Origin of the sequence: Acetomicrobium hydrogeniformans ATCC BAA-1850 (assembly GCF_000160455.2) — a bacterium.
GTDB classification, from domain to species: Bacteria; Synergistota; Synergistia; order Synergistales; family Acetomicrobiaceae; genus Acetomicrobium; species Acetomicrobium thermoterrenum.
Window position 1 is genome coordinate 1130206 of record NZ_ACJX03000001.1, and the last position, 25592, is coordinate 1155797.

Consider the following 25592-nt stretch of genomic DNA (forward strand, 5'->3'; position numbering starts at 1 on the left):
GGTGGCAAGGCCTCTAAAAAAATGACCAATAGGCTTTGCTGCCTTTTTTATATGACCCGAAAGCTGATCGAGAGGTGATTGAGATAGTGGATGAAGAGAAAGTGAAGGAAAAGGTGGAGGAGTACTTGCGCTCCTTGCAAGAAAAAGGTTTTCGCATTACCAGTCCTCGGAGGCTCATAGTAGAGACCATACTTCAAAATTGGGATAAACATCCGAACGTTAGAGAGCTTTTGGACCTCATACAGGAAAAGGATCCCTCCATAGGTCTTGCCACGATCTACCGTACAGTAGAGCTCTTGGTGGAGATGGGCTTTCTGCACGAGGTAAATTTAGATGAGGGTTTTAGCCGATTTGAGGTGTCGCTCAAGGATATCCATTTCCATCTTGTCTGTCGCGGCTGTGGCAGGGTGGTGCATCTTAAAGATGAAGATCAAAAGAGCCAGGTCGCGGAAGAGTGGGCTGAAGATATGGGGTTTACTCTACTTCCGCAAAGCATTGAGCTCTTTGGCGTATGTCATGAATGCCTCAGAAAAGGTTTTGACCCCTCAAGAATGCCCCAAGGGGAATGTCGTTGTCGTCGCAGGAGGCGCATGCATCGCGGACTTATGTGATGTACTGTTGCAATATCTTCATTGCCCAAAAAGAAAGGAGTGCATTGTCACGTCCATAGCTATTAAAGCTGAAGGGTTAATCAAGCGGTATGGGGATTTAGTTGCCGTCAACGGCGTAAGCTTCGATGTGGAAGAAGGAGAACTTTTTGGCTTTTTAGGCCCCAATGGTGCTGGAAAAACCACCACCATCCGCATGCTTACTGGGCTATCTAAACCTACAGCAGGCAATGTGGAGCTGTTGGGTCTTGACATTAAGGCGAACGCTGCAATGACCAAGGGGTTTACGGGAGTAGTGCCGGAGGCCTCAAATCTTTACGACGAACTTACGGCCTTGGAAAATCTCCTCTTTATGGGCAAACTCTATGGCGTAAGAAGGAAGGAGAGATATGAACGAGCTATGACGCTGCTTGAGCTCTTTAGCCTGCAGGAAAAGAGGGATCGTCCATTTCGGACGCTCTCTCGGGGGATGAAGAGGTCTCTTACCATTGCCGCAGCCCTCATTCACAACCCTAAGATATTGTTTTTGGATGAACCAACTGTTGGACTTGACGTCATGACTGCACGCTCTCTGAGAAGTGCTATTCAAAAATTGCGCGATCAAGGGATGACGATATTTTTGACCACCCATTACCTGGAAGAGGCAGACGTTTTATGCGACCGCATCGCGATCATCGTAAGGGGACAAATTGTCTCGGTCGAAAAGCCTGAAGTGCTAAAGAAAATGGCGATTAAGGAACAGGCCATTGAACTTACCATAAGGGGATCTGCCTCAATATTGGTAGAGCGGCTAGCCGCTCTTATAGGGACTAAGCCCATCATTATAGACTCGAACACTTTGCGTTGCAGTGGAACCACAAATAGTCTGCTTCCTCATATCTGTCGAGCAACACAAGATGCAGGGGCAGAAATTGAGTCTATTAATACTATAAAACCCACTCTTGAGGAAGCTTTTGTGAGGATCACCGGGCTTTCCCCAAGTATGATGACGATGGAAAAGGGAGGTAAGTGACGATGCGCGATGACTTGAGGGGAATATGGTGTATTATCGAAAAGACATGAGGACCTATTACCTTAAACCTCCCGCCATAAGTTGGGGAATAGTCTTTCCTATTGCATGGGTTCTGGCCTTTTATCTTAGAAACCCAGTGGATTTTAAGGGGTTGATCCCTGGGCTCCTTGCCATGACCGCGTTGTTCAGCACCACTGCTGCGGAAGCGGTGGTGATAAACTTCGAGCTTCGCCTCGGGTCATTGGAGAGGCTTTTACTTGCTCCCATTAGCATTATGGCAATTTTACTTGGGAAAATTCTGGGCGGAGCTATCTTTGGCCTTCTTATGAGCTCACTAGTGGCAGTGATGTGCGCCCTTTTCTTAAATTTTGACTTGGACTGGATATCCTTTTTATCAATTCTTTTGCCGGCCCTGCTGGCATTTTCCGCTATGGGATCACTTCTTTGTTTAATGGTAAAGGAGGTCTTTGAGGCTCAAACCCTGCTCAATCTACCTCGCTTTGTCATGGTATTTATAAGCGGTGTGGTATATCCTGTTGAGGCCATGCCGAAAGCCTTGCAATTTTTAGCTCATCTTTTTCCCCTCACATACGCAGTTAAAGGATTCCAGGGCATTTCAGGTGTTAGTCAAGGTGTCACTCTAGCGCTTTATGCTGCTGTTTTGATGGCCTTCTTTTTGATTTTTTTCCTTCCGGCGGCCAATTTGTTATCAAAAAAGTTTGAATGACTTTTCATATGCTTGATAGGAACATATTGACTGGTTATTTCGTTTAAGAATCGTATAATCATATACCTATTACCTCTCCTTTGTTGTCAAATGTATTGACAATGACGGTTATTTTAGTATAATTACAATTGATAATGATTATCAATATTAATATCAAGGGGGGGTTGGGTATGCCCAGAGGATTTGGCAGGGGCGGTTATGGGTTTGGCTTTCGGGGGTGGAGCCCCGCATGGCCATATGTGGGTATGGGCAGAGGTGGTCTTCCCAGATGTTGGTACTTCTTGGGCGGTGCTGCAGGGGCACCTTACGAAGGATATATCCCTCGTCCTTGGTGGGGGTATGCGCAAGGTGCTTCTAACCCTCAAGCAATGAGTAAAGAGCAGGAAATTGAGCTTCTAAAAGCTCAAGCTGATGCCGTAAAGGCCCAACTCGATGCTATTGAAGCCCGCGTCAGAGAACTTGAGGGAAAGTAGAGGTGGATTTTGTGAAGATAGCCGTATCGGCGACCGCTCCTAATTTAGATGCGTTGGTAGATCCTCGCTTTGGACGCGCTCCCTACTTCATCATCGTCGATCCTGATTCTATGCAATTTGAGACTATGGAAAACAGCAGCGCAAGTGCTCCAGGAGGGACAGGAATCAGCGTTGCTCAGGCGATAGTGGGGAAAGGGGTACAGGTAGTGCTTACAGGAAGCTGTGGCCCCAATGCATATGAGGTCTTATCTGCCGCTGGCGTGCAGATCATCACAGGCGTTTCTGGCACAGTAAGGGATGCCGTTTTATCTTTTAAGCAGGGGAAGCCGGCGTCTACATCTGCCCCAGATGTCCCTCCTCACTTCGGGATGGGCGGAGGGTTCGGCAAAGATAGGGGTCGAGGTATGGGCGGCTTCGGGATGCACGGAGGCGTTAGCATGTCAGGGGTTGTGTTCCAACCGCCGAGCGAAGAAGAAGGGCTCAGGCAGCTGAAAGGTCAAGCAGAAGCGTTGAAGCAGCAACTTTCTGAAATAAACCGTCGCATTGATGAGATAACTTCTGAAGATTAGAGCGGCAATGGTAGCAGAAGCTGTAAATACGTGCGAGGGGGTGGGGATATGATCGTCTCCGTAGCGAGCGGCAAAGGCGGTACAGGGAAAACGTTGGTAGCCACGAGTTTAGCCTTGGCTGTAAGCGAACGTGCTTCAGTACAGATATTGGACTGTGACGTAGAAGAACCGAATGTCAACCTGTTTGTGCACGCGTCTATTGAAAGTGCAGAGCCTGTATATGTCCCCATCCCCAGAGTAGACGCTGATAGGTGTAATCATTGTGGCAGATGCGCAGAAGTATGTGCCTATCATGCCATAGCGTCCCTTCCGAGTAAGGTGATTGTTTTCCCTGAGCTGTGTCACGGTTGTGGAGCCTGTTCTTATTTGTGTCCAGAGTCAGCTATTGTAGAAACTAATAGGCAGGTAGGTGTTGTTGAAATAGGTTATCGTAATAATCTGGAACTTGTCCAAGGAAGGCTCAATATGGGGGAACCCATGTCAACACCAGTAATAAGGAAAGCCAAGATGTATATAAATGGTCAAATTGATAATCAAAGGGACGTGATAATCGATGTGGCTCCGGGCACCTCTTGCCCAGTGGTAGAGGCTGTACAGGGGAGCGACTATACCATCTTGGTCACCGAGCCGACCCCCTTTGGGCTGAATGATCTTTCTCTGGCAGTGGAGATGATAAGATATCTTAACATCCCTTGCGGGGTCGTAATCAATCGTTCGAGTCCTTCACGCGATAGCCTGATAGAGAAATATTGTCGCGAGAGCGAGATACCTGTGTTGCTAAAGATCCCTTTCGACAGGGATATCGCTACTCTCTACTCCAAAGGTATTCCCCTGGTAGAAGTGAAGACGCGATGGCACGATGCCTTTTTAGATCTCTTCTACACACTTAAAAAAGGTCGGCTTCATGCCACATATAACGCTTAAACACCAAGAAAGGAAAGCCCTATGAACGAAATTGTAATAATAAGCGGTAAAGGCGGCACGGGAAAAACCAGTATAGCGGCTTCGTTCGCTGCCATTGGGAAGAGCAAGATTTTGGCAGATTGTGATGTAGACGCCTCCGATCTTCACCTTGTCATGTCTCCCAGAATAGCAGAAAAGGGTGAATTTTGGAGCGGGAAAAAAGCTCGCATCGAAGAGGAAAAGTGCAACAAGTGCGGCCTTTGTCAAAAGCTATGTCGGTTCGGCGCAATAAAAGACTTTAAGGTCGATCGCCTCTCATGTGAAGGGTGCAGTTTCTGTTTTCATGCATGCCCAGCCGGCGCAATAGTGATGGAAGATGTCCTATCGGGCCACTGGTTCGTGTCCGAGACCAGGTATGGCCCTTTGGTTTATGCAAGACTCATTCCCGGAGAAGAGAACTCGGGAAAGCTCGTGGCTTTGGTGAGGCAGAAAGCAAAGGCATTGGCCGAAGAAAAAGCGTTAAAGTATATTATCACCGATGGGCCGCCAGGTATAGGTTGCCCGGTAATATCGTCCCTTTCAGGAGCTGCAATGGCTTTGTTGGTAGCTGAACCCACTGTGTCAGGGGTCTACGATTTGGAACGCGTGGCGGGAGTTTGCAAACACTTCCGCGTTCCGGCTGCAGTCTGTATAAACAAATACGACTTAAACGAGGAAATAGGCCGCGAGATCGAAAGATACTGTAGTCAGCGAGGCATAGAATTGATCGGTAAACTTCCCTTCGACGAGGTTTTTGTTGAAGCTATATCGCGAGGAGTGCCGGTGGTAGAGGTCGATAGAGGAAACATAAAAGACGAAATAGAGCGAATGTGGGATGCCATTGTTACGATGGTAGAAATCAATAGAAAGAGGAGATGATGCCATGAAAGTGATGATTGCTTCTGATAGAGGTGTTGTTTGTCCCCATTTCGGCCACGCTCCAGAATTTAGACTCGTTGAGATCGATGGAAGCAAAGTTGTAAAAGAAAAGATTTACACTAATCCTGGACATGCACCGGGAGTGCTGCCCAGATGGATGAAGGATCTTGATGTGGATATAGTGATAGCAGGAGATATGGGGCCGAGGGCAAGAGATTTGTTTGCCTCTTTCGGCATAACGGTTCAAACGTGCGATCCCATGAGTGTAGATAGCGCGCTCGAAGCATTTATAAAGGGCAATCTTTCCGGCAGTTCCAACACTTGTCATCATGGCGAGGAACATGGTGCAGGTGCTGCTTGTAACGGGCATCACGAAGCATTAGAGGAATTGCAGGGGCAATAAATTGGCATATGCTGTAAATCCCAATATATGTCAAGGTTGCGGGGTATGCGCTAAGACATGCCCCACAGGAGCCATAAAAGTGGAAGATGGCAAAGCAATCATAGACCAAACTCTCTGCAACCAGTGTGGTGCATGTGTCACAGTTTGCCCCTACGGAGCCATATTTCGAGACCTTTCCGAGATTCAGGGACTAGAGCCGGTCAAAGAGGGGTATGGCGAAGGGTCTTTTGTAGTTATAAGGGCGAAAAAATCTCGTGCTGAGCCTGTTTATAGCTAAAGTCGGGGACTTTTGTAGATCTTTGGACTAATCTTTTGGTGTTGAAATGAGATTGTAAACGTTTGATTTGTCTGGCTTGATATACCCTACATGGGTATGGTAAAATAGGTCCACACAAGTTGGAACGCTGCGCTCTCAGAAGCGGAGGGATATGCAGATGGAAGGGAAAGGACAGATAGACCCCCAAACGTGGAAGGGCATTCGCTCTGTAATGCAAGTGCAGCTTATGGTAGCTTTCGTCGTGGCCGTGCTGATGCTGAAACAATGGTGGTTTTGCGCCTTGATGATAGCCTTGGGTGGCTTGCTCTCCGCATTCCATGGGAGGATATGGTGTGGCTTGCTCTGCCCTAACGGCGGATTCATCGATCTAATCTGGTCGAAGATCTCTCTGAGATTATTGCCTTTCCCAAGATGGCTCAACAAGGGCAGAGTCCTTCAAAGCGCATTCCTCATCGGTATGATTGGATATTTCGCCTGGATCGTTTGGCTTGTCAATGTCCATAAGGGCTTGCCAATAGCTTATGCTTCTTACGCCCAGCACGGCTATTTGTTCCTGCGATTTTGCCAAGTCATGCTGGCTTTGGCGGCGGGTTTAGCAATCGTATTTGAGCCCAGAACGTTCTGCGCTCACCTGTGCCCGGGCGGCACGATAGGGACGATAGCAGCTGCATTGACTAAAAGGAGCCCTATAGTGATGGATGCGGAGAAGTGCGCAGGTTGTAGGGTTTGTACTTCCGTCTGCGATGCCCCAGACCGTCTCCTCGTGCCGCTCATCGAGAAATCACAGACGCTGCAGGCCCAAGGCAAGAAGGAAAAGCTTCCCATTTCGCCAGAATGCTACGGGTGTCTCGACTGTGTGGCAATTTGTCCCAAAGGCGCTCTGCGCGTAGAAACCTTAAACGCATCTGAAACAGAGGGAGTTCCCCTGAAAGAAGCACAGTAACAGCAATAATTTTTGTCGGAGGTGAAGGATATGAATGAAAGGGGTTTTCGATGCCTCAATTGCGGTGAGGAGTTTTATGGAGAATCGTCGAGGGAGATTCAGTGCCCTCAATGTCGCAGCCATGTGGTTATGCTCCTCGAAGGCCCGTCGCTGCGCAAAGCAGCGGGCAGCAGTGGAAGCGACGGCGGCAGCTGCCCATTGTGCAATATTTAAGTTTGTGGAAGACTGCCAAGTAAATCCTATTTTGACAGAAAAATAGGGCTTGGCGACGTCGTTGAAGGCGGGCAAGAGGGTGTATAATCTCAAAATGAGAAAGGTTATCTAGAAGGGGGTGTTTCTCATGAGCATATTCGGTCCCGTTCCGTCTCGTCGGTTGGGATCGAGCCTTGGCATTAACAACATCCCCTATAAGATCTGTTCTTATACATGCGTCTATTGCCAGATCGGGCCAACGTTGCGCATGGAGACCCAGCGCCAGCACTACAGCGATCCGGAAGAACTCGCTGCTCGTGTCAAAAAAAGACTCTTGCAGCTTGCGGAAAGGGGAGAACGAGTCGATTATCTAACAATCGTTCCCGATGGTGAACCCACACTTGACCTCGCCCTTGAAGAGTTGCTATTGAGGTTGAAGGAAACGGGCATTCCTGCAGCCGTTATTTCCAACGCCTCTCTCATCTCGAAGGCAGATGTAAGGAGGGCTCTATATGTTGCGGATTGGGTCAGCCTGAAAATTGACGCCCTTACGGAAAACTTATGGAAACGAATCGACCGCCCGCACCCATCCCTTGATCATGGCGATATCCTTGTCGGCATGGAGGAATTCGCTCGTTCCTATAAAGGCACGCTGTGCAGCGAAACCATGCTTGTGAAGGGTCTTAACGACGGACCGGCGGAACTCGAAAAAGTTGCTCGGTTTGTCTCCTCCAGCCTGAGTCCCAGCAAGGCCTACATTTCCGTCCCCACCCGTCCTCCCGCCGCCTCATGGGTACAGATGCCCGATGCAGAGACGGTCGCAGCCGCCTATGCAATATTTACAGAGCAAGGGATTGATACAGAAACGCTAACGGGCTACGAGGGCAACGCCTTTGTAGTTACCGACGACCCTGTAGAGGAAATTTTAAACATCACCGCCGTCCACCCCATGCGCAGCGACGCCGTCAAAGAGGTTTTGCGCCGCAAGGGCTCCGACGAAAAAAGCATTGATCGCCTCGTCGCCGAAGGCAGGATCAGACGGGTTCAATACGGGAATTGGGTCTATTATGTCCGAGTTATGAAAGAAGGGGAACGGTAAAAATGTCGAAATTTTCCCTTGACGTCCTGAAATGACATGTCTACCCCTTTACCATATCGTTAAGCCTCCTTATCTTGTTCTCATAGGCGTGAGATAGTCTTTCTGAAGATCGAACTATTTCCCTGGATAGCCATACAATGTCTATAGAGTTCCTAGTTACCAGCAGTTTTTTATCCGTGTCGCATCTCCTCCAGCCTGTATATGTCCTCACCATGGCTTTGTGCTTTAATGCATGTACTTCGGTCCAGCCCGTAGATACCTCCGTGGCCGTAAGGGCTTAGATCCTTAAAGAAAAATTTCATCTAAAAGGGATTCTCGGGATGGTTATTCTCTTTGTCAATCATGAGGAAACAAACTCCTTTCGAAGAGATTAATTTTGAGGAAGACCGGAAAGTTGACATCTGAGTGTTATGGATTATATTATTCGTAATACTCATCTTATTAGGGGGCTCGCAATGTCAAGCAGATCTACTATCGAGGCATATAAAGCATATACTTACCGTCGCAAAGTGATGTTTTTCACTCTCACCTTAGGGCTTATGGCGATGGTCTTCGTCTCCCTCTCCGTAGGCTCCTCCCAAGTAAATTTAAGCGATGCCTTTGCAGCCTTGTTAGGGCGTTCCGATGACGTTACATCTACCATCCTATGGCGTATCAGGCTTCCTAGGATCATTGGAGCGGTCCTCGCCGGATGGGGGCTTGCCATGGGAGGGGTGGCGATGCAGTGCATCCTGCACAACCCCCTTGCTTCTCCTTATACGCTTGGGGTCTCTCAGGGGGCGGCGTTTGGAGCTGCCGTTGCTCTCGTCATTTTAGGTTTGGGACCGAGCGGCAAAAACGAAAGCTTCTTGGCAGGTTTGCCTTGGGGCGTGAGCATGTTCGCCTTTTTAGGGGCTTTCGCCTCCACATGGCTCATCTTGTTCCTGAGCCAAAGAAGGCGCCTATCTCCCGAAGCTATTGTGCTATCAGGGGTCGCCCTGTCAGCGCTCGCCACGTCGGGCACCATGATGATCCAATATTTCGCCAGCGACATTGAGGTGGCATCTATCGTGTTTTGGACCTTCGGCGATGTGGGGAGGGCTTCCTGGAATGAACTCCTTCTAATGGTCCTCTCTATCGTTCCTGCGAGCTTGTTCTTTCTGCTCAACCGCTGGAACATGAACGCCCTCGCCGCAGGAGACGATGTTGCGAAGAGCCTTGGCGTAAATGCCGAACGCCTGAGAAAGATGAGCCTCATAATAGCTGCTTTAATTGCCGCTGTAGCGGTCGCAACTTTTGGCGTTATCGGATTCGTAGGCCTCGTCGCACCACACATAACCCGTAGATTGGTGGGCGGAGATCACCGCCATCTATTGCCCCAATCGTGCGTTGTGGGAGCTTTGATACTGCTCTGCGCAGACACGGCTGCCAGGAGCGTTATGGCGCCAATTGTGCTTCCCGTCGGCATCGTAACCTCTTTCATGGGGGCACCGCTTTTTCTCTATCTGCTCATGAAGGGAGGATATGGAAAATCCTAACAGCCAAAGATGTCTCATTTGGATACCGAAAAGATGTAGTCCTAAAAGGGATAACGATCTCAGTGGACAGAGGGACCACAACGGCAATCCTCGGTATGAACGGCTCGGGTAAATCGACGCTTATAAAGTGCCTCAATGGTTTACTGAAGCCGTGGTTAGGAGTTGTTATGCTCGATGGCGACAACCTAAGCGAGCTAAATCGCCAGCAGATATCGCAAAAGGTCGCTTATGTACCGCAACGTTCTCCTGAAGGTGAGCTTTCCGTCTTCGATGCCGTGCTGTTGGGACGAAAACCCCACATGAGGTGGAATCCTACAGATAGAGACTTCGAAGTAGTTGACGAAGCCCTGTGCGCCATGGGGCTTGAGAAGTACGCCCTTCGTCCCGTCAGAGAACTCTCCGGGGGCGAAATCCAGCGAGTCGCTTTGGCCCGAGCCATAGCTCAAGAGCCAGATGCACTCCTGCTCGATGAACCGACCAGCAGCCTCGACCTCCATCGACAGATCGAGGTGATGAATTTGCTCTGCGAGTTGGCAAGAGAAAGGGGCATGGCGATAATTTTTTCTCTCCACGACATAAACCTGGCCCTTCGTTTTGCCGACAAATTTCTCTTGCTGCGAGATGGCGAGGTTTATGCCTACGGTGGACGGGAGATCCTTACTCCTAAGCTCATAGAAGAGGTATTTGACATTCGTGTTGTTATGCACCGCGTAGATGATCACTTCATAGTCATTCCAACATTCGAAACCAAAAAGGAAAGAATTTTTACAAAAGTTGAGGTAGGAGCATGAAAATAGGAACATTTGCACCAAAACGTATTTTGGCTTTTGGAGCGGCGCTCGCCCTCTTTTGGATAACCTCTTCTGTTGTAGGGGCGGAACCTCTAACCGTTACAGATCTGGCAGGTAGATCCGTAACAATTGACCTTCCTGTGAAAAGGATAGTTTGCGCAGGACCGGGAGCGCTTAGGCTTGTAGTCTATATGAACCAAACAGGAAAAGTGGTCGGCGTGGAAGAGATGGAAAAAGACCCGACAGGGCGACCTTATGCCTATGCCCACCCAGAGTTCAAATCCCTTCCCACGATAGGCCCAGGAGGGCCAGCCTATATAGACCGCGGACCAGATCCAGAAGCAACCCTTGCATGCAAACCAGACCTGCTTTTTGTAACATACATGCAAGGGCAAAACGCAGAAAAACTACAGAACAAACTGGGCGTTCCCGTTGTAGTGCTGTCCTATGGTCACTTGGCGACTTTCGACGAGACAGTTTTCGATTCCTTCGAGTTGATCGGACGAATAATGGGATGCAACGATAGAAGGGCAGATGCCCTCGTCGAATTTTTCACGCAGATGAAGCAAGACTTGTTTGAACGAACAGCAGCAGTGAGCGAACATCGGCAAAAAGTATATGTAGGCGGGATTGGACATAAAGGGTCGCATGGCATCGATAGCACCCTTAAGTCCTATCCTCCTTTTGAGTTTTTAGGCGTTAAAAGCGTCGTAGAAGGACTAAAAGGCGACCATATTTTTATAGACAGGGAAAAACTCTTGGAGTGGGATCCGGACGTGATTTTTATCGATGGCGGCGGAAGACATCTAATCCAGGCAGATATAGAAAAAAATCCGCACTTTTACAAACACCTGTCGGCGTTTAAACAGGGGAGAGTTTATTTGACTCTCCCCTATAACCACTACACCACAAACTTGGGCACCTGTTTTGCCAACGCTTATTACGTGGGTACCGTCTTATACCCAGAGGCGTTCAAAGACATCGATCCGGAGAAAAAGGCTAATGATATATATAAATTTCTCTTAGGCAAAGGCGCATATGATGATATGAAAAGGAGCTTTGGCGGCTATGGCCCCATATTTTAAACGCCTCACTTTACATCTATTGGAACTTTACGCAAAATCTAGGATAGTCCCGATTAGCAATGCATGTCGCTTGCTACGTCATTACAACAAGCGGCATCAGACCCAAATGGATCCAACTTCTTCTCGTGGTTCCCTTAGCGCAGCATGTTACGGAATATATGTAATTCTACCTAAGAATATAGAGAACCAATACTATTATTGACTACCGATATGCATCTCTGCGATGTCTTACCCGCATTACCATTACAGCCTTCTTCTCGTCGTCAACTTCATAAATTATGCGATATTCTCTGACACGGATCCGCCAATCATTCTTTGACCCCACTATTTTGCGGCAACCTGCAGGTCTTGGATTTTCGGCCAAAGCTCTGATATTAGAGATAATGCGGTCAAAATCTTCGGAAGAAAGGCGCTTTAAATCCCGTTCGACTGCCCGTTCCAGGTAAACTCTATACTCGTCCACTCTGACATTCTCTCAAAAATTCATCCAATTCCCTAAAATGCAGGGGCTTTTTGCGCATCTCTTCCAAGAGTTTCAAATCTTCCACGTCCTCCAAGCGTTCTAACAGCTCCCGATATTCATTAATATCTAAAATTACAGCCACTGGTTTGCCATCTCGATATATAAATTCAGGTGTTTTTTTCTTAGCACCACTTTTCATGACTTTTCACCCCTAATATATATTATAACCTAGCTTTGGCGTACCCAGCCTATATAGGCCGTGGCCTGGATTTGGAGGCAAGGGTTGTCTGATAATTAAAGAAGAGCGCGAGGTAGGGGTCGTCCACAGCGTTTTGCGAAGGACAATGAGCAAAGTAGTGGCGCAAAATCTCTGATATGCTTTCCTTCGCGGTAATGATGTCCAAAAAACGCTCGCTCAAGTTGATTACGGGATCGCCTTCGATCACAGCTTGAAAACCGATTATTTGCCCTTCTTTTAAACCAGGAGTTTTTTCTTTCGAGATAACGACCTTCCAATAACCGTTTTTCCCCAAAGGCATAGCATTATCCCTCGTTCTAACAGGAAGGACGATTGTCTTTACAGGGATCCCTGCTTTGTTTGCCGCCTCTTCGCTCCACCCTACGCTGGTCCAATGCAGGTCAAAGTATGAGCTAACTCCCCATATTGTAACGGGCGGAAGCTCTGCAGGCATTCCTGTAATGTTTGACGCCGCAACCAACCCTTGTCGCATGGCAAGGGTGCCTATGAGGGGCAATATCGCCCTGCCAGTGGGTGCATCAACGACCTGTACGACATCCCCCACGGCGTAGACATCGGGATGAGATGTTCTCATGTGGGAGTCGACCACGATTCCCCGCTCCATTTTGAGCCCGCAAGCTTTAGCTAATGCTACGTTGGGGCGCACGCCTGTAGCGAAGAGCACACCATCAGCTTTGATAGTCGAGCCATCGGACAAAACTACACCTTCGGGTGTTACGTCAGTCACACTCACGCCGATATAGGCTTTAACGCCCCGCTCGAGCGCACGCTTTTCAATCAAAGATGCCATATCCGCGTCCAAGGCCACGCTCAAATGCGGCAATACCTCGACAATATGGACTTGAAGTCCGCGATCGTGGAGGGCTTCTGTCATTTCTAGTCCAATGGCACCGCTTCCTACTACAACCACGCTTTTGCCGCGAGAGGCGAACTTATCAAGTCTTCGAGCGTCATCTGCTCCCCTGATGACATAGACGTTGGGCGCCAACCTGGATTTCTCGACAAGTTCATTTCCATACATAACCCATGTGTCTTTGCCCTCAGATGTTACAGACGATGTGCCTTCCCGCAAAACACCTGATACAGGAGGAATCCATGGGACGGCGCCGGTGGCTAAAATGAGCTTTTCAAAGGAAATCTCGATCTGCCCATCAGCCTCTTCCGCATAAGCTTTTTTGGAAGCTATATCAAGTTCTTTCACGACGCCATGTACGATATCCTTCGGCATATCTTTGGGCATGCGCTCGCCTTTGGAAAGGTCTACCACCAGCGCTTCAGGGCCTTGGGGCACGAGCTTTCTGCCAACCCCATACGGCAAGCTACAGATGATCGTTGGTTCTTCATTCATAACTATCTTCACGTTGTCCTCGCCCATCATTCGCAAAGCCATATAGGAGATGCGTCCACCCGGGCCTCCGCCGATGATGAGAACTTTAGTAGAGAAACTATTTTTATCCATGTATTCTTTCCTCTCTTCCCCTTTTAAATTAACTCCATATAATCCCGCAATTTAGGAAACATTATATACCCACCAGGGGTAATATGCAAGCTATTCCACACATAAAATCTCATAGCTGTAATGTATATTGTTCTTTATGTTCCTAATTTGCTTAATGTGATGTGGGAAAGTAGGGTTCCTCGAAATTGAACACATACCCATATACATTGACTTGTGTTTGGCTCATTACAGCCAATTCAACTGCTGCTTTGAGGACTTTAAAGGAGAATACGTGCTTGTTATTCCTATTTATTTTATTTAGTGCTGCTTTCAAATCCTCATATTCGGCTTTGCATTGAAGAATCTCTTCATTGGTTCCAGCTAAAATCTTCACATTAACATTGATGACATCGCCCTCGCCATTTGGAAATTCTATTCGCACAATACCGTTGCGGATGGGGTGAAAGGGGATATGTTCGGGCTCTATAGCTCTCATGCCCAATGTGTCCAGCTCAATTGATAAAAAAGATCTTATGCCTTCAAGTTGTGATTTGGGCAAGTCGATTAAAAAAATATATTCGCTTCTTCCTTTTTTCGTGATGGCTGGTATAGCGTGAACGCTTGAGGCACCGCGAGCCATCAACCCATCGATCAGATAAGGTAATGCCTCCCCTGTTATGCTATCTACGTTAACTATTAGGAGCATTGTTATCCCCTTTCTTCGCTGTTATTTACCTAATCAACTGCATCTTGCATATCTTTCGCTAAACGCACTGCAAGCTGGCCCACTTTATAGGCCTTCTCTTCGGCTCCAGGTATAGCGTTTGTGATGTTGGCTCCTTTTACAGCTTGTTTGGCAGCATCTTTTGAATCCAATTTGCCAGAAGCGGCAGCTACAGCAGCAGGTATGACCGCATTGACAGTGCAGCAACCAATGTACATTAACTCCTGAGCCACTGCTGATGCTACAGTTATGGGGATGGTCCACTCGGTTCTTTGATTAAGCACAACATCCGGCGTTACTTTATGAGATAAACCTTCAATCTTAAACTCCTTGCCATCTACCGTGACAACTGCATCTATATCGGCATCGAACCCCCAGAAGGTTTGAGCGAAAGGATGGTCTCTGCGGGCTCCCCCCTTTAGCTTGTTGAACTTAATCGATATCTTTCGATTGAAAAAGTTGCTGAATATCATGCTCGAACGTTCCTCAACCTTCGTTAGCCTCTTGAGATCTATGTCGTGGCATATTTCTTCAAGGGTCTTGCCTGCCTTGAGGCCATCCCATGTGTACTTGGCTATGCGGTACTCCATGTTGTAACGAATTCCCTGGGTTCCCTTAATGACTGCCTCTGTAACCGGGCCGCGCGTGAGTTGCTCTGCTTTGTGAGCTACCATATTTGCCGAAGCTGCGGCAATCTCTGGATCGATCCATTCATTAAGCTTCATGTCACGTATCATGTCCGCAGTTGCCTCGACATCTCCGCCAGTCTCAAGGAGCTTCATGGAAGCACATATGGAGTCAGCTACAAGATGAGCAAGCGGGGGGTTAACGGGACCTGCTCCAAATCCTGCGCCAATCATGGGACCTTCCTGAAAGATCGCTATCATCTCGTTAAGGGTCATCATTCCGACAACGGTGGGTGCTCCAATATCCTTCAAGATGATTCCCATATCTCCAATTAACGTCGCTGTGTCGTACTCCTTCCCGGTTCCGCGCATATGAAGCTTTGGGGGAAGTCCGGCCGCTTCTGCAGCGCCCTTGCCGACAAGATATCCTGTTCCTTGGACAAAAAATTCGCCATATTCTTGACCTATCATTCCATCCGGATTAACTATTTCTAGAACAGCTGCTGCTGCGATTGCAGCCGAAAGCCATGGGTTGGGGTTGATGCCAACACCTTGATATGCTCTAAACATGGCTTCCACTCCTACTTTCGTCCCCTTTTTAGCTAGATCAACGTAAATCATATCCTCTCCTAAAACGCTATGACCATAAACGGCTCCACCTGCTACGAAGGGAGGGACAACTTCTCCGCTAAAACGACATATCTCGCCCTTGTCAATAGCTTCGTAAATTGCTTTAACTGCAGGAAAGCCTGAAACTTTGTTAGTTAGCTTAGAAATAGGTATTGCTTGAACACCGGCTCTAGATGCGCCGGCCTTAATCCTGGCCAACGAACCAAGTTTTCTGTTCCCAGCCGGGACTCCGGCTCTCGACGCTGTTCCCATGAGATTTAAGAACGCTGCAACAATGAGGGCAGCGTTTGCTGCATCGGCACCAGCCTCTTTGGCCGCTTTTATCCCAGCTTCTACTATTGCATCTACTGGTAGATATTCCATGTTAGCGTCTGAAAGCTTTGTGCTGCGTCCCTGAAGGATTTCTTTGACTACTACGTTAGCTACACTATATACAGCGAGATTGAGCATTCCATGTCCTCTCGTGAGTGCTTCAAGACGATCGCTGGTCTCATTTTCGACGAAGGTATTTGCCGCCATAATTGCTGAACCTATCTCCTTTTGCATTTCTGTTACACCTCCTATTCTTTGGTTGACGAATCTCTTTGCGTTATTTCCTTAACTTTAAGTATATTGAAATTGATACTCATTTATGATTTTATCAAGAGGAGTTGCTATGTCAATATATGGGAGGCTCTATTCAATAGTTAATGCGAAAACTTACCGGTGATGAGAATCCAAAAGAATAGTTCCTTCGCTCGGTATTATAGATATAGATATTGATATTCATTATCTATAAAGTATAATATACAGCGTTTGCTTTATGAGGAACGAAAAGGAATTTCTTGTGTTTTTTCCTTACGGAGAGTCATGTATGTTTGGATCAGGATAATCAATTGGGAACGAAGGAGGAATTCGTTATGAATGAAGACCACGATAGTGCGCCAATCGCCAAAGCCAAGAAAGTGGGAGTGGATCATGTATTAGCTATAGGAAGTGGCAAAGGGGGCGTTGGAAAAAGCTCTGTTACTGCTCTGTTAGCTGTAGCTTTACAGCGACAAGGATTTAAGGTAGGTATTCTGGACGCAGACCTCACAGGGCCATCCATTCCAAAACTTTTAGGGGTGGATGGAATGCCTAAGGCTGCTTTTTCCAGCTTAATTCCACCGGTTTCGCCAAATCTTGGGATCCGCGTAATGTCCATAAATCTTCTCTTAGATGATCCTTACAAACCTGTGATATGGAGAGGACCCCTTGTAGCAAACGTTATAAAGCAATTTTGGGAAGATGTGATGTGGGGAGAGATTGACTATCTGTTGGTAGACTTGCCACCTGGCACTTCTGATGCTCCCCTCACGATCATGCAACTATTGCCTTTAGATGGTTTTTTGGCTGTCACATCACCCCAGTCCCTTTCGGCCATGGTTGTAATTAAGGCAGTGAACATGGCTAACATGTTGTCCATACCAGTTTTAGGTGCAGTGGAAAATATGAGTTATGCCATATGTCCTTACTGTCATCAGGCGTGGGAGCCCTTCGGTTCTAGCCACTCGGAAGAGTTGGAAGAACATAACATCCCTATTTTGGCTAGACTGCCCATAGATCCGTCAATTGCCAAACTTGGAGATAAAGGCAAGCTTGAAACCTACGATAACGCGGAGGTGATGCAGAGTCTTCTAGCTATCGCAACATATTAGTAGCGACGGACGCGGCTCCTAAATATTCTGAATTGCAAGTTAATTTTATTTGCTTGACATGTCTCTGCGATCAAATTAGAATGATCAGAAATTTACCGCTAGAAGGAGGGGAAACGCAGATGTTACGCCAGGACGTAGTATGCATGGAATTGGTCCTAGTGCTAGTTCTAATAATTATAAGCTGCGGGTCCCCTCCCGGAGCATAGGGCTCTTATTACCCTTAGCTTCCAAGGTCGGGACCCGTAAGCGTTACAGGGGTCCCGACCTTTTTATTTTCTTATGAAGGAGGTGATAATTGTGAAATATGTTATAGGAGTATTAGCTGAGGACAACCCCGGAGTGCTTTCTCGCATAGCAGCCCTAATAGCACGAAGAGGATACAACGTGGAGAGCTTAAGCGTGGGTCATAGCCATATCGAGGGATTTTCCCGATTTACCATGGTTGTAGAAGGCGATGAAAGGGTTGTCGACCAGATTGTGAAGCAGCTGGATAAATTAATAGAGATAGTGGAGGTGAGAAATTTGAGTCAGGCTCCCTATGTGGAACGTTGGATCATGTTGATCAAGGTTTCGGCTCCATTGGAGATCAGGCCTCATGTCCTTCAAACGGCCGAAGCCTTTCGAGGAAAAGCTGTAGATGTGGGCGGAGATGCCTTGGTCTTCGAGGTCACCGGAGACAAGGGCAAGGTTGAAGCCTTCTTGTCTGCCATGAGGCCTTTCGGGATTTTGGAAGTAGCTTCAAGCGGAGCCGTGGCAATGCAGCGCGTAGGATTTGAAGGTAAAGTTTCAGGCCGATGCGAAGAGTATGAATTGAAACTAGCATAAAATTTTGCACGACTAATATTAAGGAGGAATAGAATATGGCAAGGGTTTATTATGACGGAGATGCTGACATAAAAGTTTTGGCTAATAAAAAGGTCGCAGTATTGGGTTACGGAAGCCAAGGCCATGCCCATGCGCAGAACTTGCGGGACAGTGGTCTGAGCGTAGTGGTTGGTCTTCACAAAGGGAGTTCTTCTATAGAAAGGGCACGCCAGGATGGCTTGGAGGTGCGGGATGTAAAAGAGGCGGTGGCCATGAGTGACCTGGTCGTCTTTCTCGTTCCCGATCACATCCAGGCTAAAATCTACAAAGAACAAGTGGCTCCTAACCTAAAAGATGGAGCAGCGCTGGTTTTCGCCCACGGTTTTACCATTCATTTTCATCAGATCATACCCCCTTCCACCGTAGACGTCTTCATGGTCGCTCCCAAAAGCCCTGGGCATCTGCTGCGTAGAACCTATCAGGAAGGAAAGGGCGTTCCTGCGCTATTTGCAGTTCATCAGAATGCGTCGGGTTCGGCCAGAGAGATGGCTTTAGCTTATGCCTGTGCTTTAGGTTGCGGACGAGCAGGTTTGATTGAGACAACTTTTGCCGAGGAGACGGAAACGGATCTATTCGGAGAACAGGCTGTCCTCTGCGGTGGAGTGACGGAGTTGGTCAAAGCAGGTTTCGATACCCTGGTCGAGGCAGGATATCAGCCGGAAATTGCTTATTTCGAATGTTTGAACGAGCTTAAGCTGATAGTGGACATGATGTATGAGGGAGGGCTGTCTTGGATGCGCTATTCGGTGAGCGATACGGCCAAATATGGGGACATGGTAGCAGGTAAGAAAGTTATTGATTCGAAAGTCAGAGAGACGATGAAGGAGCTTTTGAAAAACATTCAAGAGGGCAGCTTTGCTAAAGACTGGATACTTGAAAATCAATGCAACAGGCCTCAAATGAGAGCTTGGCAGCAGAGGGAGAAAAATCACCTTATAGAAAGGGTCGGCTTTGAACTTAGAAAGATGATGCCCTGGCTCGATGCCAAAAAAGCTCCGGAAAATTAAAAAAGGAGATGTCGAATGATGAGTGACGATCGTGTGAGAGTATTCGATACGACGCTTAGAGATGGAGAGCAGTCGCCGGGAATAAATTTAAATTCGCAGGAAAAGCTCCACATTGCCTATCAATTGGCTGCCTTAGGCGTGGATATCATAGAAGCCGGTTTTCCTGCCGCTTCACCGGGAGACGCAGAGGCCGTCCGACTTATAGCTGAAAAGGTTAAAGGTCCCATAATAGCAGGATTGTCTAGGACAAGAAGAGAAGACATAAGGGCTGCCTTTGAGTCGGTAAAATGTGGAGAGCGTCCGCGCATTCACGTGTTCATAGCCACAAGCGATATCCATATGCAATATAAGCTCAAGATGACGAGGGAAGAAGTGTTGGAAGAAATTCGTTCCGCTGTAAGTTATGCCAAAAGCCTCGTTGCCGACGTGGAATTTTCCGCAGAGGATGGCAGCAGGTCCGACCCCGAATTTCTGATTGAAGCCTTCAAGGTCGCAGCAGATTGCGGGGCAACCACTTTAAACTTGCCCGATACCGTGGGATACGCCATACCCGAAGAATTTGGAGATTTCTTTTCTAGGGTGATGAAGGGCGTAGGTAGAGAAGATGTAATATGGTCGGTTCACTGTCATGATGACTTGGGCTTGGCCGTGGCAAATTCCCTGGTGGCAGTTAAGGCGGGAGCAAGACAGGTAGAGTGCACAATAAACGGAATAGGCGAACGCGCCGGCAACGCTTCACTGGAAGAAATTGTCATGGCCCTGCGTACCAGAAAAGAGTACTTTGGAACCGAGACAGACATAAACACTACTCACCTTTATCCTACTAGCAGGCTTGTGTCGCGATTGACGGGTTTCGCCATACCTCCCAATAAAGCAGTTGTAGGAGATAACGCCTTTTCTCATGAGGCCGGAATACATCAGCACGGTGTCTTGTGCGATAAGAGGACATACGAGATCATGAGACCTCAGGACGTAGGAGCTCCCGACACTAAATTGGTGTTGGGAAAGCATTCCGGGAGACACGCCTTTTCGGAGAGGATAAAAGGCCTCGGATATCATTTAAACGAAGAAGAGATGGCAAAGGCCTTCGTGTTATTCAAGGATTTATGCGATAAAAAGGGCATCGTCAGCGACGGCGATATTGAAGCTTTGGTCGTGGACGAAATTCTTGGAGGCGCAACGAAGAGGACCTTTGAGTTGAGGGATTTCATGGTCAATGTGGGAGCGGGCGGCAGGGGATCTGCTACCGTGGTGATTTCCGACGGCGAAAGGACTGTGAGCGATGCCGCCACAGGCAACGGCCCTGTTGATGCAGCTTACAAGGCGATAAAAAGGATAATAAACATCGAACCTGAGTTGGTCAGCTACAAGATTTCCGCAGTTAGCGAGCGCTCCGATGCAGTGGGAGAAGCGGTGGTAGTTGTGAAATTGAAGGGCGTGTTGGCCCAAGGAAGAGGAGCGAGCACCGACGTCATAGAGGCGAGCATAAAGGCCTATTTAAACGCCGTAAATCGACTGGTCCAAATTGCGGAGGCCAGAGGGATTAACATCCTTCCACAGTATGTGAGCACGGTGTAATGTCGAGGAGAGGGAGTGGGGAAGATGACTCATGATGCTAAAATGACGTATCGTATTGGGCTTTTGCCGGGAGATGGCATAGGGAAAGACGTGATTACTGAGGCGCGAAAGGTCGTTGAAACTGCTGCAAGTTCGTTTGGTTTTTCCGTGGAGTGGAGGGAATTTCCCTACGGGGCCGAACACTACTTGAATACAGGAGAGATCTTGCCGGACGAAGCGCTGGAAGAGATGCAGCAGTGCTGCGCGCTGCTACAGGGAGCCATAGGAGATCCCAGGGTTCCTCCGGGTGTCCTTGAGCGGGGAATATTGCTGAAGACGAGGTTTTATTTCGATCAATACGTTAATTTGAGGCCTGCCTTGACCTATCCCAATGTTCCTACGCCTTTGAAAAGGGGAGAGGGCATAGATATAGTTGTAGTCAGAGAAAACACCGAAGACCTTTACGTAGGTTTGGGCTTTCTTTCTAATGAAGAGATCGAGGCAACGGTGGATATGAAGAGACCTTCATATACGTTAAAGGGAGCTCTTTCCCTAAAAGTTGATCCTTCCATGAAATTTGCTGCACAGTTGGCTTTGGCTACGGAAATGGGCGTTAGGCGCATTACGCGCTATGCCTGCAACTTGGCCCGTCGCAGAAAGGCAAGCGAAATAGTGCTAGCGACGAAATCAAACGCCGTGAAAGAGCTGTACGGCCTTTGGGAAGAAATAGCGAAAGAGGAGACCTCAAAAGAGGGGATATCACTAAAACTGGTCAATGTAGATGCCCTCTGTTATCAGCTTGCAAGAGATCCCTCGGGATATGGCGTGATCTTATGTCCAAATTTGTTTGGCGACATCGTAAGCGATCTTCTGGCGGGACTTACGGGCGGGTTGGGTTTGTCGCCCAGCGCAAACATAGGAGATGGCCTATCGATGTTCGAGCCGGTTCATGGTTCTGCGCCCGATATAGCCGGTACAGGAAGGGCAAATCCCTTAGCTGCCATATTGTCGGCAAGTTTAATGCTTGAACATCTTACACAAGTTGAGGCGTCCGAAGCCGTAAAAAATGCTGTTTTGGAATATTTAAGGGCCTTTCCGCGGCAAAGACATCCTATGGAGCTTGGTGGCGAGGCGACAACTTCAGAGGTCGGAGACAGTGTTGCCTCAATTATCCAAAGGATGTGAGTAAAATGCGCTTGACAGGGGCACAGATGATAATTAAGGCCTTGGAAGAAGAGGCCGTGGAGACGGTGTTCGGATACCCTGGAGGGACAGTAATTCCGCTTTATGATGCCCTTTACGATTCAAAGATAAGACACGTATTGATGCGCCATGAACAAGCGGTAGGGCATGCGGCCGACGGATATGCGAGGGTAAGGGGAAAACCGGGCGTCTGTTTCGTTACGTCGGGACCTGGTGCTACTAATATAGTGACTCCTTTGGCTTCGGCCTATATGGATTCCATTCCGGTGGTAGTGATCGCCGGCCAGGTAGCTACGAAGGTGATGGGAACTGATGCATTTCAGGAGGCCGATATCTTTGGCTGTTCCATGTCAATGGTGAAGCACAGCTTTTTGGTAAAAAGCGCTTCTGAAATTCCAAAGGCGGTGCGTGGGGCCTTTTACATCGCCACAACAGGAAGGCCGGGTCCCGTTTTGATAGTTTTGCCCGTGGATGTTCAAAACGAGGAAGGAGAGTTTGTCTATCCTCCCAAGTTAGAATTTCCGGGATATCATCCCGAAAGGAACGAGGATCTTACGATGTGGGGCGATGTGGTTGAGGCCATCAATAAAGCCGAACGGCCCTTGTTGCTTCTTGGGGGAGGGGTTATACACTCCCGAGCAAGCGCAGCATTTAGCAGCTTTATCGACGAATTCAGGATGCCTGTGGCTACCACTCTCATGGGCAAAGGCGCCTATCCAGAAGGAAATTTTTTGTCCTTGGGCATGGCCGGAATGCACGGGCGCCCTGCGGCCAATAGGGCGATCCTGGAAGCCGATCTGGTCATTGGGGTAGGAACACGTTTTTCCGACAGGACGACGGGTAGAGCGACCCGCTTTGCTCCAAATGCAAAGATCATACATATCGATGTCGATCCTGCGGAAATCAACAAGAACATAAGAGCGTCCCACTTTCTGATAGGCGATGCAGGAAAGATTATATCGGGTTTGCATGGGGAAATTAAAGCTCGCGACCGTTCCACCTGGCTCCAAGGCATAGAGAAATTTAAACAGGAGGAAGTATGCGACGATGACAACTCTTACATAACTCCTCGCGCCCTTTTGATGTCTCTTAGAAAAATGGTCGAGCCTCAACAAATAGTCTCGACTGAAGTGGGACAAAACCAGATGTGGGCTGCCCTTCACTGGCAAGTAAAGTTTCCCGGAACCTTTTTGTCTTCCGGAGGTCTCGGGACTATGGGATACGGCCTTCCTGCTGCAATTGGGCCGGCCTTTGCTCTTTTAGACCGACCCGTCCTTTGTATTTCCGGTGACGGAAGTTTTTTGATGAACGTACAGGAGCTCGAGACTTGCGTCAGATATAATTTGCCCGTCAAGCTGATTGTCATAAACAATTCCAGCCTTGGCATGGTAAGGCAGTGGCAAGAGCTGTTTTGGAGCGAAAGGTATTCGGCCACCAATGAAGCGCCGTCGCGCTCGCTGGTGGAAATAGCAAGCGGGTTTGGAGTGAAGGGTTATCGAATTGAACGTTCTCATGAGATTAGCTCTACACTTCAAATGGCATTAAGTCAAGATGGGCCTACATTGGTGGAATGCATCGTTCCTACGAAGGAAAAGGTCTTCCCGATGGTTCCTCCGGGCGGCGGGATGGACGAAATGATCCTTGAAGCTTGAGAATCCACAAATTGATGCCAACCAAATTGCTTCGTAATCGAAAAAATAAGCTCCCACTCCAAGCCATAAGTGGGAGCTTATCGGGTGTTTAAGCATGCCTTAAGTGACGTTTCGCCTGAAGATCCATTTGTCACTTCCGTGGAGCAGAGCGGGTATGCTCACAAGATCTCCTTGGTATCGCTTATGGAAGAGTCAAGTCGGACGTTTACGAATGGCGCTATGACGAAGAGGGCCAACAAAAAGAAAGCGATGATGGCACGAGGCCACCCAATGTCAATGATGAATTTTTTTATCCTATCCAACTGAGATCACACCTTCCTCGTTTGATGCCTTAGCTCCCATCAGGAGAAGGCCAAACTCTGAGCTGTCGCTTGAAGCGGGAAGTATGCCAGCAATTTTTCCTTCGTGAACTATTGCTATACGATCGCAGATGGCACGCATTTCTTCGAGCTCGGAGGAGGTCACTACAATTGTGGTCCCGTGTTGCCTGTTGCGCTGATATATCATATCGAGAACAAGTTTTTTCGCTCCGATATCGATACCACTTGTGGACTCGGATACGAAAGGCAGCTTCGGGTCAAGGGCGCAAGCCCTGGCCAGACACACCTTCTGACATGAAAAGGTCAACGCGGTCCAAGAGCTGATATCTTTGACAAAGAGGCCTTTTTACGTATATATTTAAACCGATGTGAAAGTCGGAAGACACCTCCTTTGCTAGACAAATCATTGCGCAAGGCATATCTGCTTAATTGAAATTTATTGGGAAGAGAGTTTAAGTTTCGAAATTCATATTTCGCTTAAAAGGCACTTCTGTGCTTGAACTTATGCTTTGTCATTTCGGGAGCGTGATATCGATTTGATTAAATTCGAGAAGGTCACCAAAAAGTATGGGGATACAGATGTTTTAAAGGAAATCGACCTTGAAATGCGCAAGGGCGAGATAACCATTCTTATAGGCCCGAGTGGCTGCGGCAAGACTACTACATTGAAGATGATAAACAGGCTGATAGAGCCCACAAGTGGAAAAATTTTTATAAACGGAGAGGACATAGGAAAGCTGAGCCCCATCGAGCTGAGAAGGAATATCGGATATGTGATACAGCAGATAGGACTCTTTCCGCACATGACCGTTGCCGAAAACGTCGGCTTGGTGCCCTATTTGAAGAAATGGCCAAAGGACAAAAGAATGAAAAGAGTGGAAGAGCTGCTTGAGCTTGTGGGATTGCCCCCCAGGGACTATATGAACAGATATCCCAGCGAACTCTCGGGAGGGCAACAACAGCGCGTTGGCGTAGCGAGGGCTTTGGCTTCTGACCCTGAAATCATTCTAATGGACGAGCCTTTTAGCGCCTTGGACCCGATTACCAGGGAACAGCTGCAGGAGGAACTGTTCAACCTGCAACAGGAGCTTCAAAAAACCATTGTATTCGTCACACATGACATTGACGAAGCTCTTAAATTAGGGGATCGGATATGCATAATGAGAGATGGCATAGTTTTACAATTCGATGCTCCGGAGGTCTTGTTGAAAAATCCTGCTCACGGATTCGTCGAAGAGTTCATAGGTAAAAAGAGATTGATGCGCGCTCCTGATCTCATGACCGCTGAAGACGTCATGATAAAAGATCCCGTTAAAGCTCATCCCAGGAGGACACTTGCTCAGGCAGTGGAGATAATGAAAAGCCATGCGGTAAACAGCATATTGGTTGTAGATGAAAGCGACAAACTTCTGGGTATCGCTACTGCTGGAGATATTAGGGAACATTTTGGCGAGAAGAAGTATTTAGATGAAATATATACCAAAGATGTAATTTCTGTTCGTCCAAATGAATCTTTATCATATATAATTAAGCTTATGGCCGAAAAAAATATAGGTTTTGTCCCGGTAACGGATGATAATGGCATTTTGGTAGGTTTAATAACGAGAAGTTCGTTGATAAACATATTTAGCGAAAGATATTTTTAAAAGGCGTGAT

29 protein-coding genes are annotated in these 25592 nt (G+C 47.9%); 22 read left to right on the forward strand and 7 right to left on the reverse strand.

The genetic code is table 11. The annotated features are described in order from the left end of the window. Positions 1-86: 86 nt before the first annotated feature. From HMPREF1705_RS05425 to HMPREF1705_RS05495, 15 genes are all read left to right on the forward strand, one after another. Positions 87-611 (forward strand): Fur family transcriptional regulator, encoded by a 525-nt coding sequence (locus tag HMPREF1705_RS05425; protein WP_234945540.1) that lies wholly within the window; start codon positions 87-89, stop codon positions 609-611. Then, positions 517-1620, forward strand: coding sequence for an ABC transporter ATP-binding protein (locus HMPREF1705_RS05430; protein ID WP_242603539.1), 1104 nt, complete (start codon positions 517-519; stop codon positions 1618-1620). The genes HMPREF1705_RS05425 and HMPREF1705_RS05430 overlap by 95 nt, the downstream gene beginning before the upstream one ends. A gap of 28 nt (positions 1621-1648) precedes the next feature. Beyond that, positions 1649-2347, forward strand: coding sequence for an ABC transporter permease (locus HMPREF1705_RS05435; protein ID WP_242603541.1), 699 nt, complete (start codon positions 1649-1651; stop codon positions 2345-2347). A gap of 170 nt (positions 2348-2517) precedes the next feature. Beyond that, complete coding sequence (locus tag HMPREF1705_RS05440; protein WP_091461666.1) at positions 2518-2820, forward strand: DUF5320 family protein; 303 nt, start codon at positions 2518-2520, stop codon at positions 2818-2820. An 11-nt stretch (positions 2821-2831) separates the two neighbouring features. Continuing rightward, entirely contained in the window at positions 2832-3389 is a 558-nt protein-coding gene (locus HMPREF1705_RS10945; RefSeq protein WP_057941011.1) for a NifB/NifX family molybdenum-iron cluster-binding protein, read from the forward strand. A gap of 48 nt (positions 3390-3437) precedes the next feature. Beyond that, positions 3438-4313 (forward strand): ATP-binding protein, encoded by an 876-nt coding sequence (locus HMPREF1705_RS05450; protein WP_057940756.1) that lies wholly within the window; start codon positions 3438-3440, stop codon positions 4311-4313. A gap of 21 nt (positions 4314-4334) precedes the next feature. Beyond that, positions 4335-5210, forward strand: coding sequence for an ATP-binding protein (locus HMPREF1705_RS05455; protein ID WP_057940757.1), 876 nt, complete (start codon positions 4335-4337; stop codon positions 5208-5210). A gap of 4 nt (positions 5211-5214) precedes the next feature. Continuing rightward, positions 5215-5613 carry a NifB/NifX family molybdenum-iron cluster-binding protein gene (locus tag HMPREF1705_RS05460; RefSeq protein WP_057940758.1) on the forward strand — a complete coding sequence of 133 codons (399 nt, stop codon included), beginning with the start codon at positions 5215-5217 and terminating at the stop codon, positions 5611-5613. A 1-nt stretch (position 5614) separates the two neighbouring features. Next, on the forward strand, positions 5615-5890 hold the full coding sequence (locus HMPREF1705_RS10645) for an indolepyruvate ferredoxin oxidoreductase subunit alpha (protein WP_071804891.1): 276 nt from the start codon (positions 5615-5617) through the stop codon (positions 5888-5890). 157 nt (positions 5891-6047) lie between these two features. Then, the gene (locus HMPREF1705_RS05470) at positions 6048-6833 is read left to right on the forward strand and encodes a 4Fe-4S binding protein (protein ID WP_057940759.1); all 786 of its coding nucleotides are present in this window, start codon (positions 6048-6050) and stop codon (positions 6831-6833) included. Between the two features lie 30 nt (positions 6834-6863). Further along, positions 6864-7046: a hypothetical protein gene (locus tag HMPREF1705_RS05475; protein ID WP_131725251.1), complete on the forward strand. Its 183-nt coding sequence runs from the start codon at positions 6864-6866 to the stop codon at positions 7044-7046. A gap of 127 nt (positions 7047-7173) precedes the next feature. After that, positions 7174-8124, forward strand: a complete 951-nt coding sequence (locus tag HMPREF1705_RS05480; protein WP_057940761.1) for a radical SAM protein — start codon at positions 7174-7176, stop codon at positions 8122-8124. Between the two features lie 455 nt (positions 8125-8579). Next, entirely contained in the window at positions 8580-9641 is a 1062-nt protein-coding gene (locus tag HMPREF1705_RS05485; RefSeq protein ID WP_040348264.1) for a FecCD family ABC transporter permease, read from the forward strand. A 50-nt stretch (positions 9642-9691) separates the two neighbouring features. After that, positions 9692-10432 carry an ABC transporter ATP-binding protein gene (locus tag HMPREF1705_RS05490; RefSeq protein WP_262349493.1) on the forward strand — a complete coding sequence of 247 codons (741 nt, stop codon included), beginning with the start codon at positions 9692-9694 and terminating at the stop codon, positions 10430-10432. After that, positions 10429-11517, forward strand: coding sequence for an iron ABC transporter substrate-binding protein (locus tag HMPREF1705_RS05495; protein ID WP_009201802.1), 1089 nt, complete (start codon positions 10429-10431; stop codon positions 11515-11517). Before HMPREF1705_RS05490 ends, HMPREF1705_RS05495 begins: the two co-directional genes overlap by 4 nt. Positions 11518-11719: 202 nt before the next feature. Here the strand turns inward: HMPREF1705_RS05495 and HMPREF1705_RS05500 are convergent, their stop codons facing one another. The 5 genes from HMPREF1705_RS05500 to HMPREF1705_RS05520 form a co-directional block, all read right to left on the reverse strand. Further along, positions 11720-11980, reverse strand: coding sequence for a type II toxin-antitoxin system RelE family toxin (locus HMPREF1705_RS05500; protein ID WP_009201801.1), 261 nt, complete (start codon positions 11978-11980; stop codon positions 11720-11722). Further along, on the reverse strand, positions 11967-12179 hold the full coding sequence (locus HMPREF1705_RS05505) for a type II toxin-antitoxin system Phd/YefM family antitoxin (RefSeq protein ID WP_057940762.1): 213 nt from the start codon (positions 12177-12179) through the stop codon (positions 11967-11969). Before HMPREF1705_RS05505 ends, HMPREF1705_RS05500 begins: the two co-directional genes overlap by 14 nt. A 49-nt stretch (positions 12180-12228) precedes the next feature. Further along, positions 12229-13698, reverse strand: a complete 1470-nt coding sequence (locus HMPREF1705_RS05510; protein ID WP_057940763.1) for an NAD(P)/FAD-dependent oxidoreductase — start codon at positions 13696-13698, stop codon at positions 12229-12231. Between the two features lie 151 nt (positions 13699-13849). Next, a complete protein-coding gene (gene larC2 / locus HMPREF1705_RS05515; protein WP_057940764.1) occupies positions 13850-14383 on the reverse strand; it encodes a nickel pincer cofactor biosynthesis protein LarC2 in 534 nt (177 codons plus the stop codon). Positions 14384-14412: 29 nt separating this feature from the next. Then, positions 14413-16203: a hypothetical protein gene (locus tag HMPREF1705_RS05520; RefSeq protein ID WP_057940765.1), complete on the reverse strand. Its 1791-nt coding sequence runs from the start codon at positions 16201-16203 to the stop codon at positions 14413-14415. A 353-nt stretch (positions 16204-16556) separates the two neighbouring features. Here HMPREF1705_RS05520 and HMPREF1705_RS05525 point away from each other — a divergent pair, with 353 nt between their 5' ends. The 6 genes from HMPREF1705_RS05525 (at position 16557) to ilvB (ending at position 23616) form a co-directional block, all read left to right on the forward strand. Next, complete coding sequence (locus HMPREF1705_RS05525) at positions 16557-17333, forward strand: Mrp/NBP35 family ATP-binding protein (RefSeq protein WP_057940766.1); 777 nt, start codon at positions 16557-16559, stop codon at positions 17331-17333. A gap of 297 nt (positions 17334-17630) precedes the next feature. Further along, the gene (gene ilvN / locus HMPREF1705_RS05530; protein ID WP_057940767.1) at positions 17631-18158 is read left to right on the forward strand and encodes an acetolactate synthase small subunit; all 528 of its coding nucleotides are present in this window, start codon (positions 17631-17633) and stop codon (positions 18156-18158) included. Positions 18159-18193: 35 nt separating this feature from the next. Then, positions 18194-19204 (forward strand): ketol-acid reductoisomerase, encoded by a 1011-nt coding sequence (gene ilvC, locus HMPREF1705_RS05535; RefSeq protein WP_057940768.1) that lies wholly within the window; start codon positions 18194-18196, stop codon positions 19202-19204. 18 nt (positions 19205-19222) lie between these two features. Beyond that, positions 19223-20782 (forward strand): 2-isopropylmalate synthase, encoded by a 1560-nt coding sequence (locus HMPREF1705_RS05540; protein ID WP_057940769.1) that lies wholly within the window; start codon positions 19223-19225, stop codon positions 20780-20782. A gap of 24 nt (positions 20783-20806) precedes the next feature. Beyond that, a complete protein-coding gene (locus tag HMPREF1705_RS05545; RefSeq protein WP_057940770.1) occupies positions 20807-21946 on the forward strand; it encodes an isocitrate/isopropylmalate dehydrogenase family protein in 1140 nt (379 codons plus the stop codon). Positions 21947-21951: 5 nt separating this feature from the next. Then, positions 21952-23616 (forward strand): biosynthetic-type acetolactate synthase large subunit, encoded by a 1665-nt coding sequence (ilvB, locus tag HMPREF1705_RS05550; RefSeq protein ID WP_057940771.1) that lies wholly within the window; start codon positions 21952-21954, stop codon positions 23614-23616. A 158-nt stretch (positions 23617-23774) separates the two neighbouring features. On the opposite strand, the gene HMPREF1705_RS10820 is transcribed toward ilvB, so the two are convergent. Together HMPREF1705_RS10820 and HMPREF1705_RS05555 are read right to left on the reverse strand one after the other, a co-directional pair. Next, positions 23775-23918 (reverse strand): hypothetical protein, encoded by a 144-nt coding sequence (locus HMPREF1705_RS10820; protein ID WP_370739594.1) that lies wholly within the window; start codon positions 23916-23918, stop codon positions 23775-23777. After that, entirely contained in the window at positions 23911-24243 is a 333-nt protein-coding gene (locus tag HMPREF1705_RS05555; RefSeq protein WP_057940772.1) for a hypothetical protein, read from the reverse strand. Before HMPREF1705_RS05555 ends, HMPREF1705_RS10820 begins: the two co-directional genes overlap by 8 nt. A 229-nt stretch (positions 24244-24472) precedes the next feature. Between HMPREF1705_RS05555 and HMPREF1705_RS05560 the strand changes: the two genes are divergently transcribed. Next, positions 24473-25582 (forward strand): ABC transporter ATP-binding protein, encoded by a 1110-nt coding sequence (locus HMPREF1705_RS05560; protein WP_057940773.1) that lies wholly within the window; start codon positions 24473-24475, stop codon positions 25580-25582. The last annotated feature ends 10 nt before the right edge of the window (positions 25583-25592 follow it).

Bases quoted from the DNA above. Each gene is read 5' to 3' on its own strand.
- HMPREF1705_RS05430 (WP_242603539.1), top strand. From the start codon at position 517: ATGAATGCCTCAGAAAAGGTTTTGACCCCTCAAGAATGCCCCAAGGGG.
- HMPREF1705_RS05440 (WP_091461666.1), top strand. From the start codon at position 2,518: ATGCCCAGAGGATTTGGCAGGGGCGGTTATGGGTTTGGCTTTCGGGGG.
- HMPREF1705_RS05450 (WP_057940756.1), top strand. From the start codon at position 3,438: ATGATCGTCTCCGTAGCGAGCGGCAAAGGCGGTACAGGGAAAACGTTG.
- HMPREF1705_RS05455 (WP_057940757.1), top strand. From the start codon at position 4,335: ATGAACGAAATTGTAATAATAAGCGGTAAAGGCGGCACGGGAAAAACC.
- HMPREF1705_RS05460 (WP_057940758.1), top strand. From the start codon at position 5,215: ATGAAAGTGATGATTGCTTCTGATAGAGGTGTTGTTTGTCCCCATTTC.
- HMPREF1705_RS05470 (WP_057940759.1), top strand. From the start codon at position 6,048: ATGGAAGGGAAAGGACAGATAGACCCCCAAACGTGGAAGGGCATTCGC.
- HMPREF1705_RS05475 (WP_131725251.1), top strand. From the start codon at position 6,864: ATGAATGAAAGGGGTTTTCGATGCCTCAATTGCGGTGAGGAGTTTTAT.
- HMPREF1705_RS05480 (WP_057940761.1), top strand. From the start codon at position 7,174: ATGAGCATATTCGGTCCCGTTCCGTCTCGTCGGTTGGGATCGAGCCTT.
- HMPREF1705_RS05485 (WP_040348264.1), top strand. From the start codon at position 8,580: ATGTCAAGCAGATCTACTATCGAGGCATATAAAGCATATACTTACCGT.
- HMPREF1705_RS05495 (WP_009201802.1), top strand. From the start codon at position 10,429: ATGAAAATAGGAACATTTGCACCAAAACGTATTTTGGCTTTTGGAGCG.
- HMPREF1705_RS05505 (WP_057940762.1), bottom strand. From the start codon at position 12,179: ATGAAAAGTGGTGCTAAGAAAAAAACACCTGAATTTATATATCGAGAT.
- HMPREF1705_RS05510 (WP_057940763.1), bottom strand. From the start codon at position 13,698: ATGGATAAAAATAGTTTCTCTACTAAAGTTCTCATCATCGGCGGAGGC.
- larC2 (WP_057940764.1), bottom strand. From the start codon at position 14,383: ATGCTCCTAATAGTTAACGTAGATAGCATAACAGGGGAGGCATTACCT.
- HMPREF1705_RS05520 (WP_057940765.1), bottom strand. From the start codon at position 16,203: ATGCAAAAGGAGATAGGTTCAGCAATTATGGCGGCAAATACCTTCGTC.
- HMPREF1705_RS05525 (WP_057940766.1), top strand. From the start codon at position 16,557: ATGAATGAAGACCACGATAGTGCGCCAATCGCCAAAGCCAAGAAAGTG.
- ilvC (WP_057940768.1), top strand. From the start codon at position 18,194: ATGGCAAGGGTTTATTATGACGGAGATGCTGACATAAAAGTTTTGGCT.
- HMPREF1705_RS05540 (WP_057940769.1), top strand. From the start codon at position 19,223: ATGAGTGACGATCGTGTGAGAGTATTCGATACGACGCTTAGAGATGGA.
- HMPREF1705_RS05545 (WP_057940770.1), top strand. From the start codon at position 20,807: ATGACTCATGATGCTAAAATGACGTATCGTATTGGGCTTTTGCCGGGA.
- ilvB (WP_057940771.1), top strand. From the start codon at position 21,952: ATGCGCTTGACAGGGGCACAGATGATAATTAAGGCCTTGGAAGAAGAG.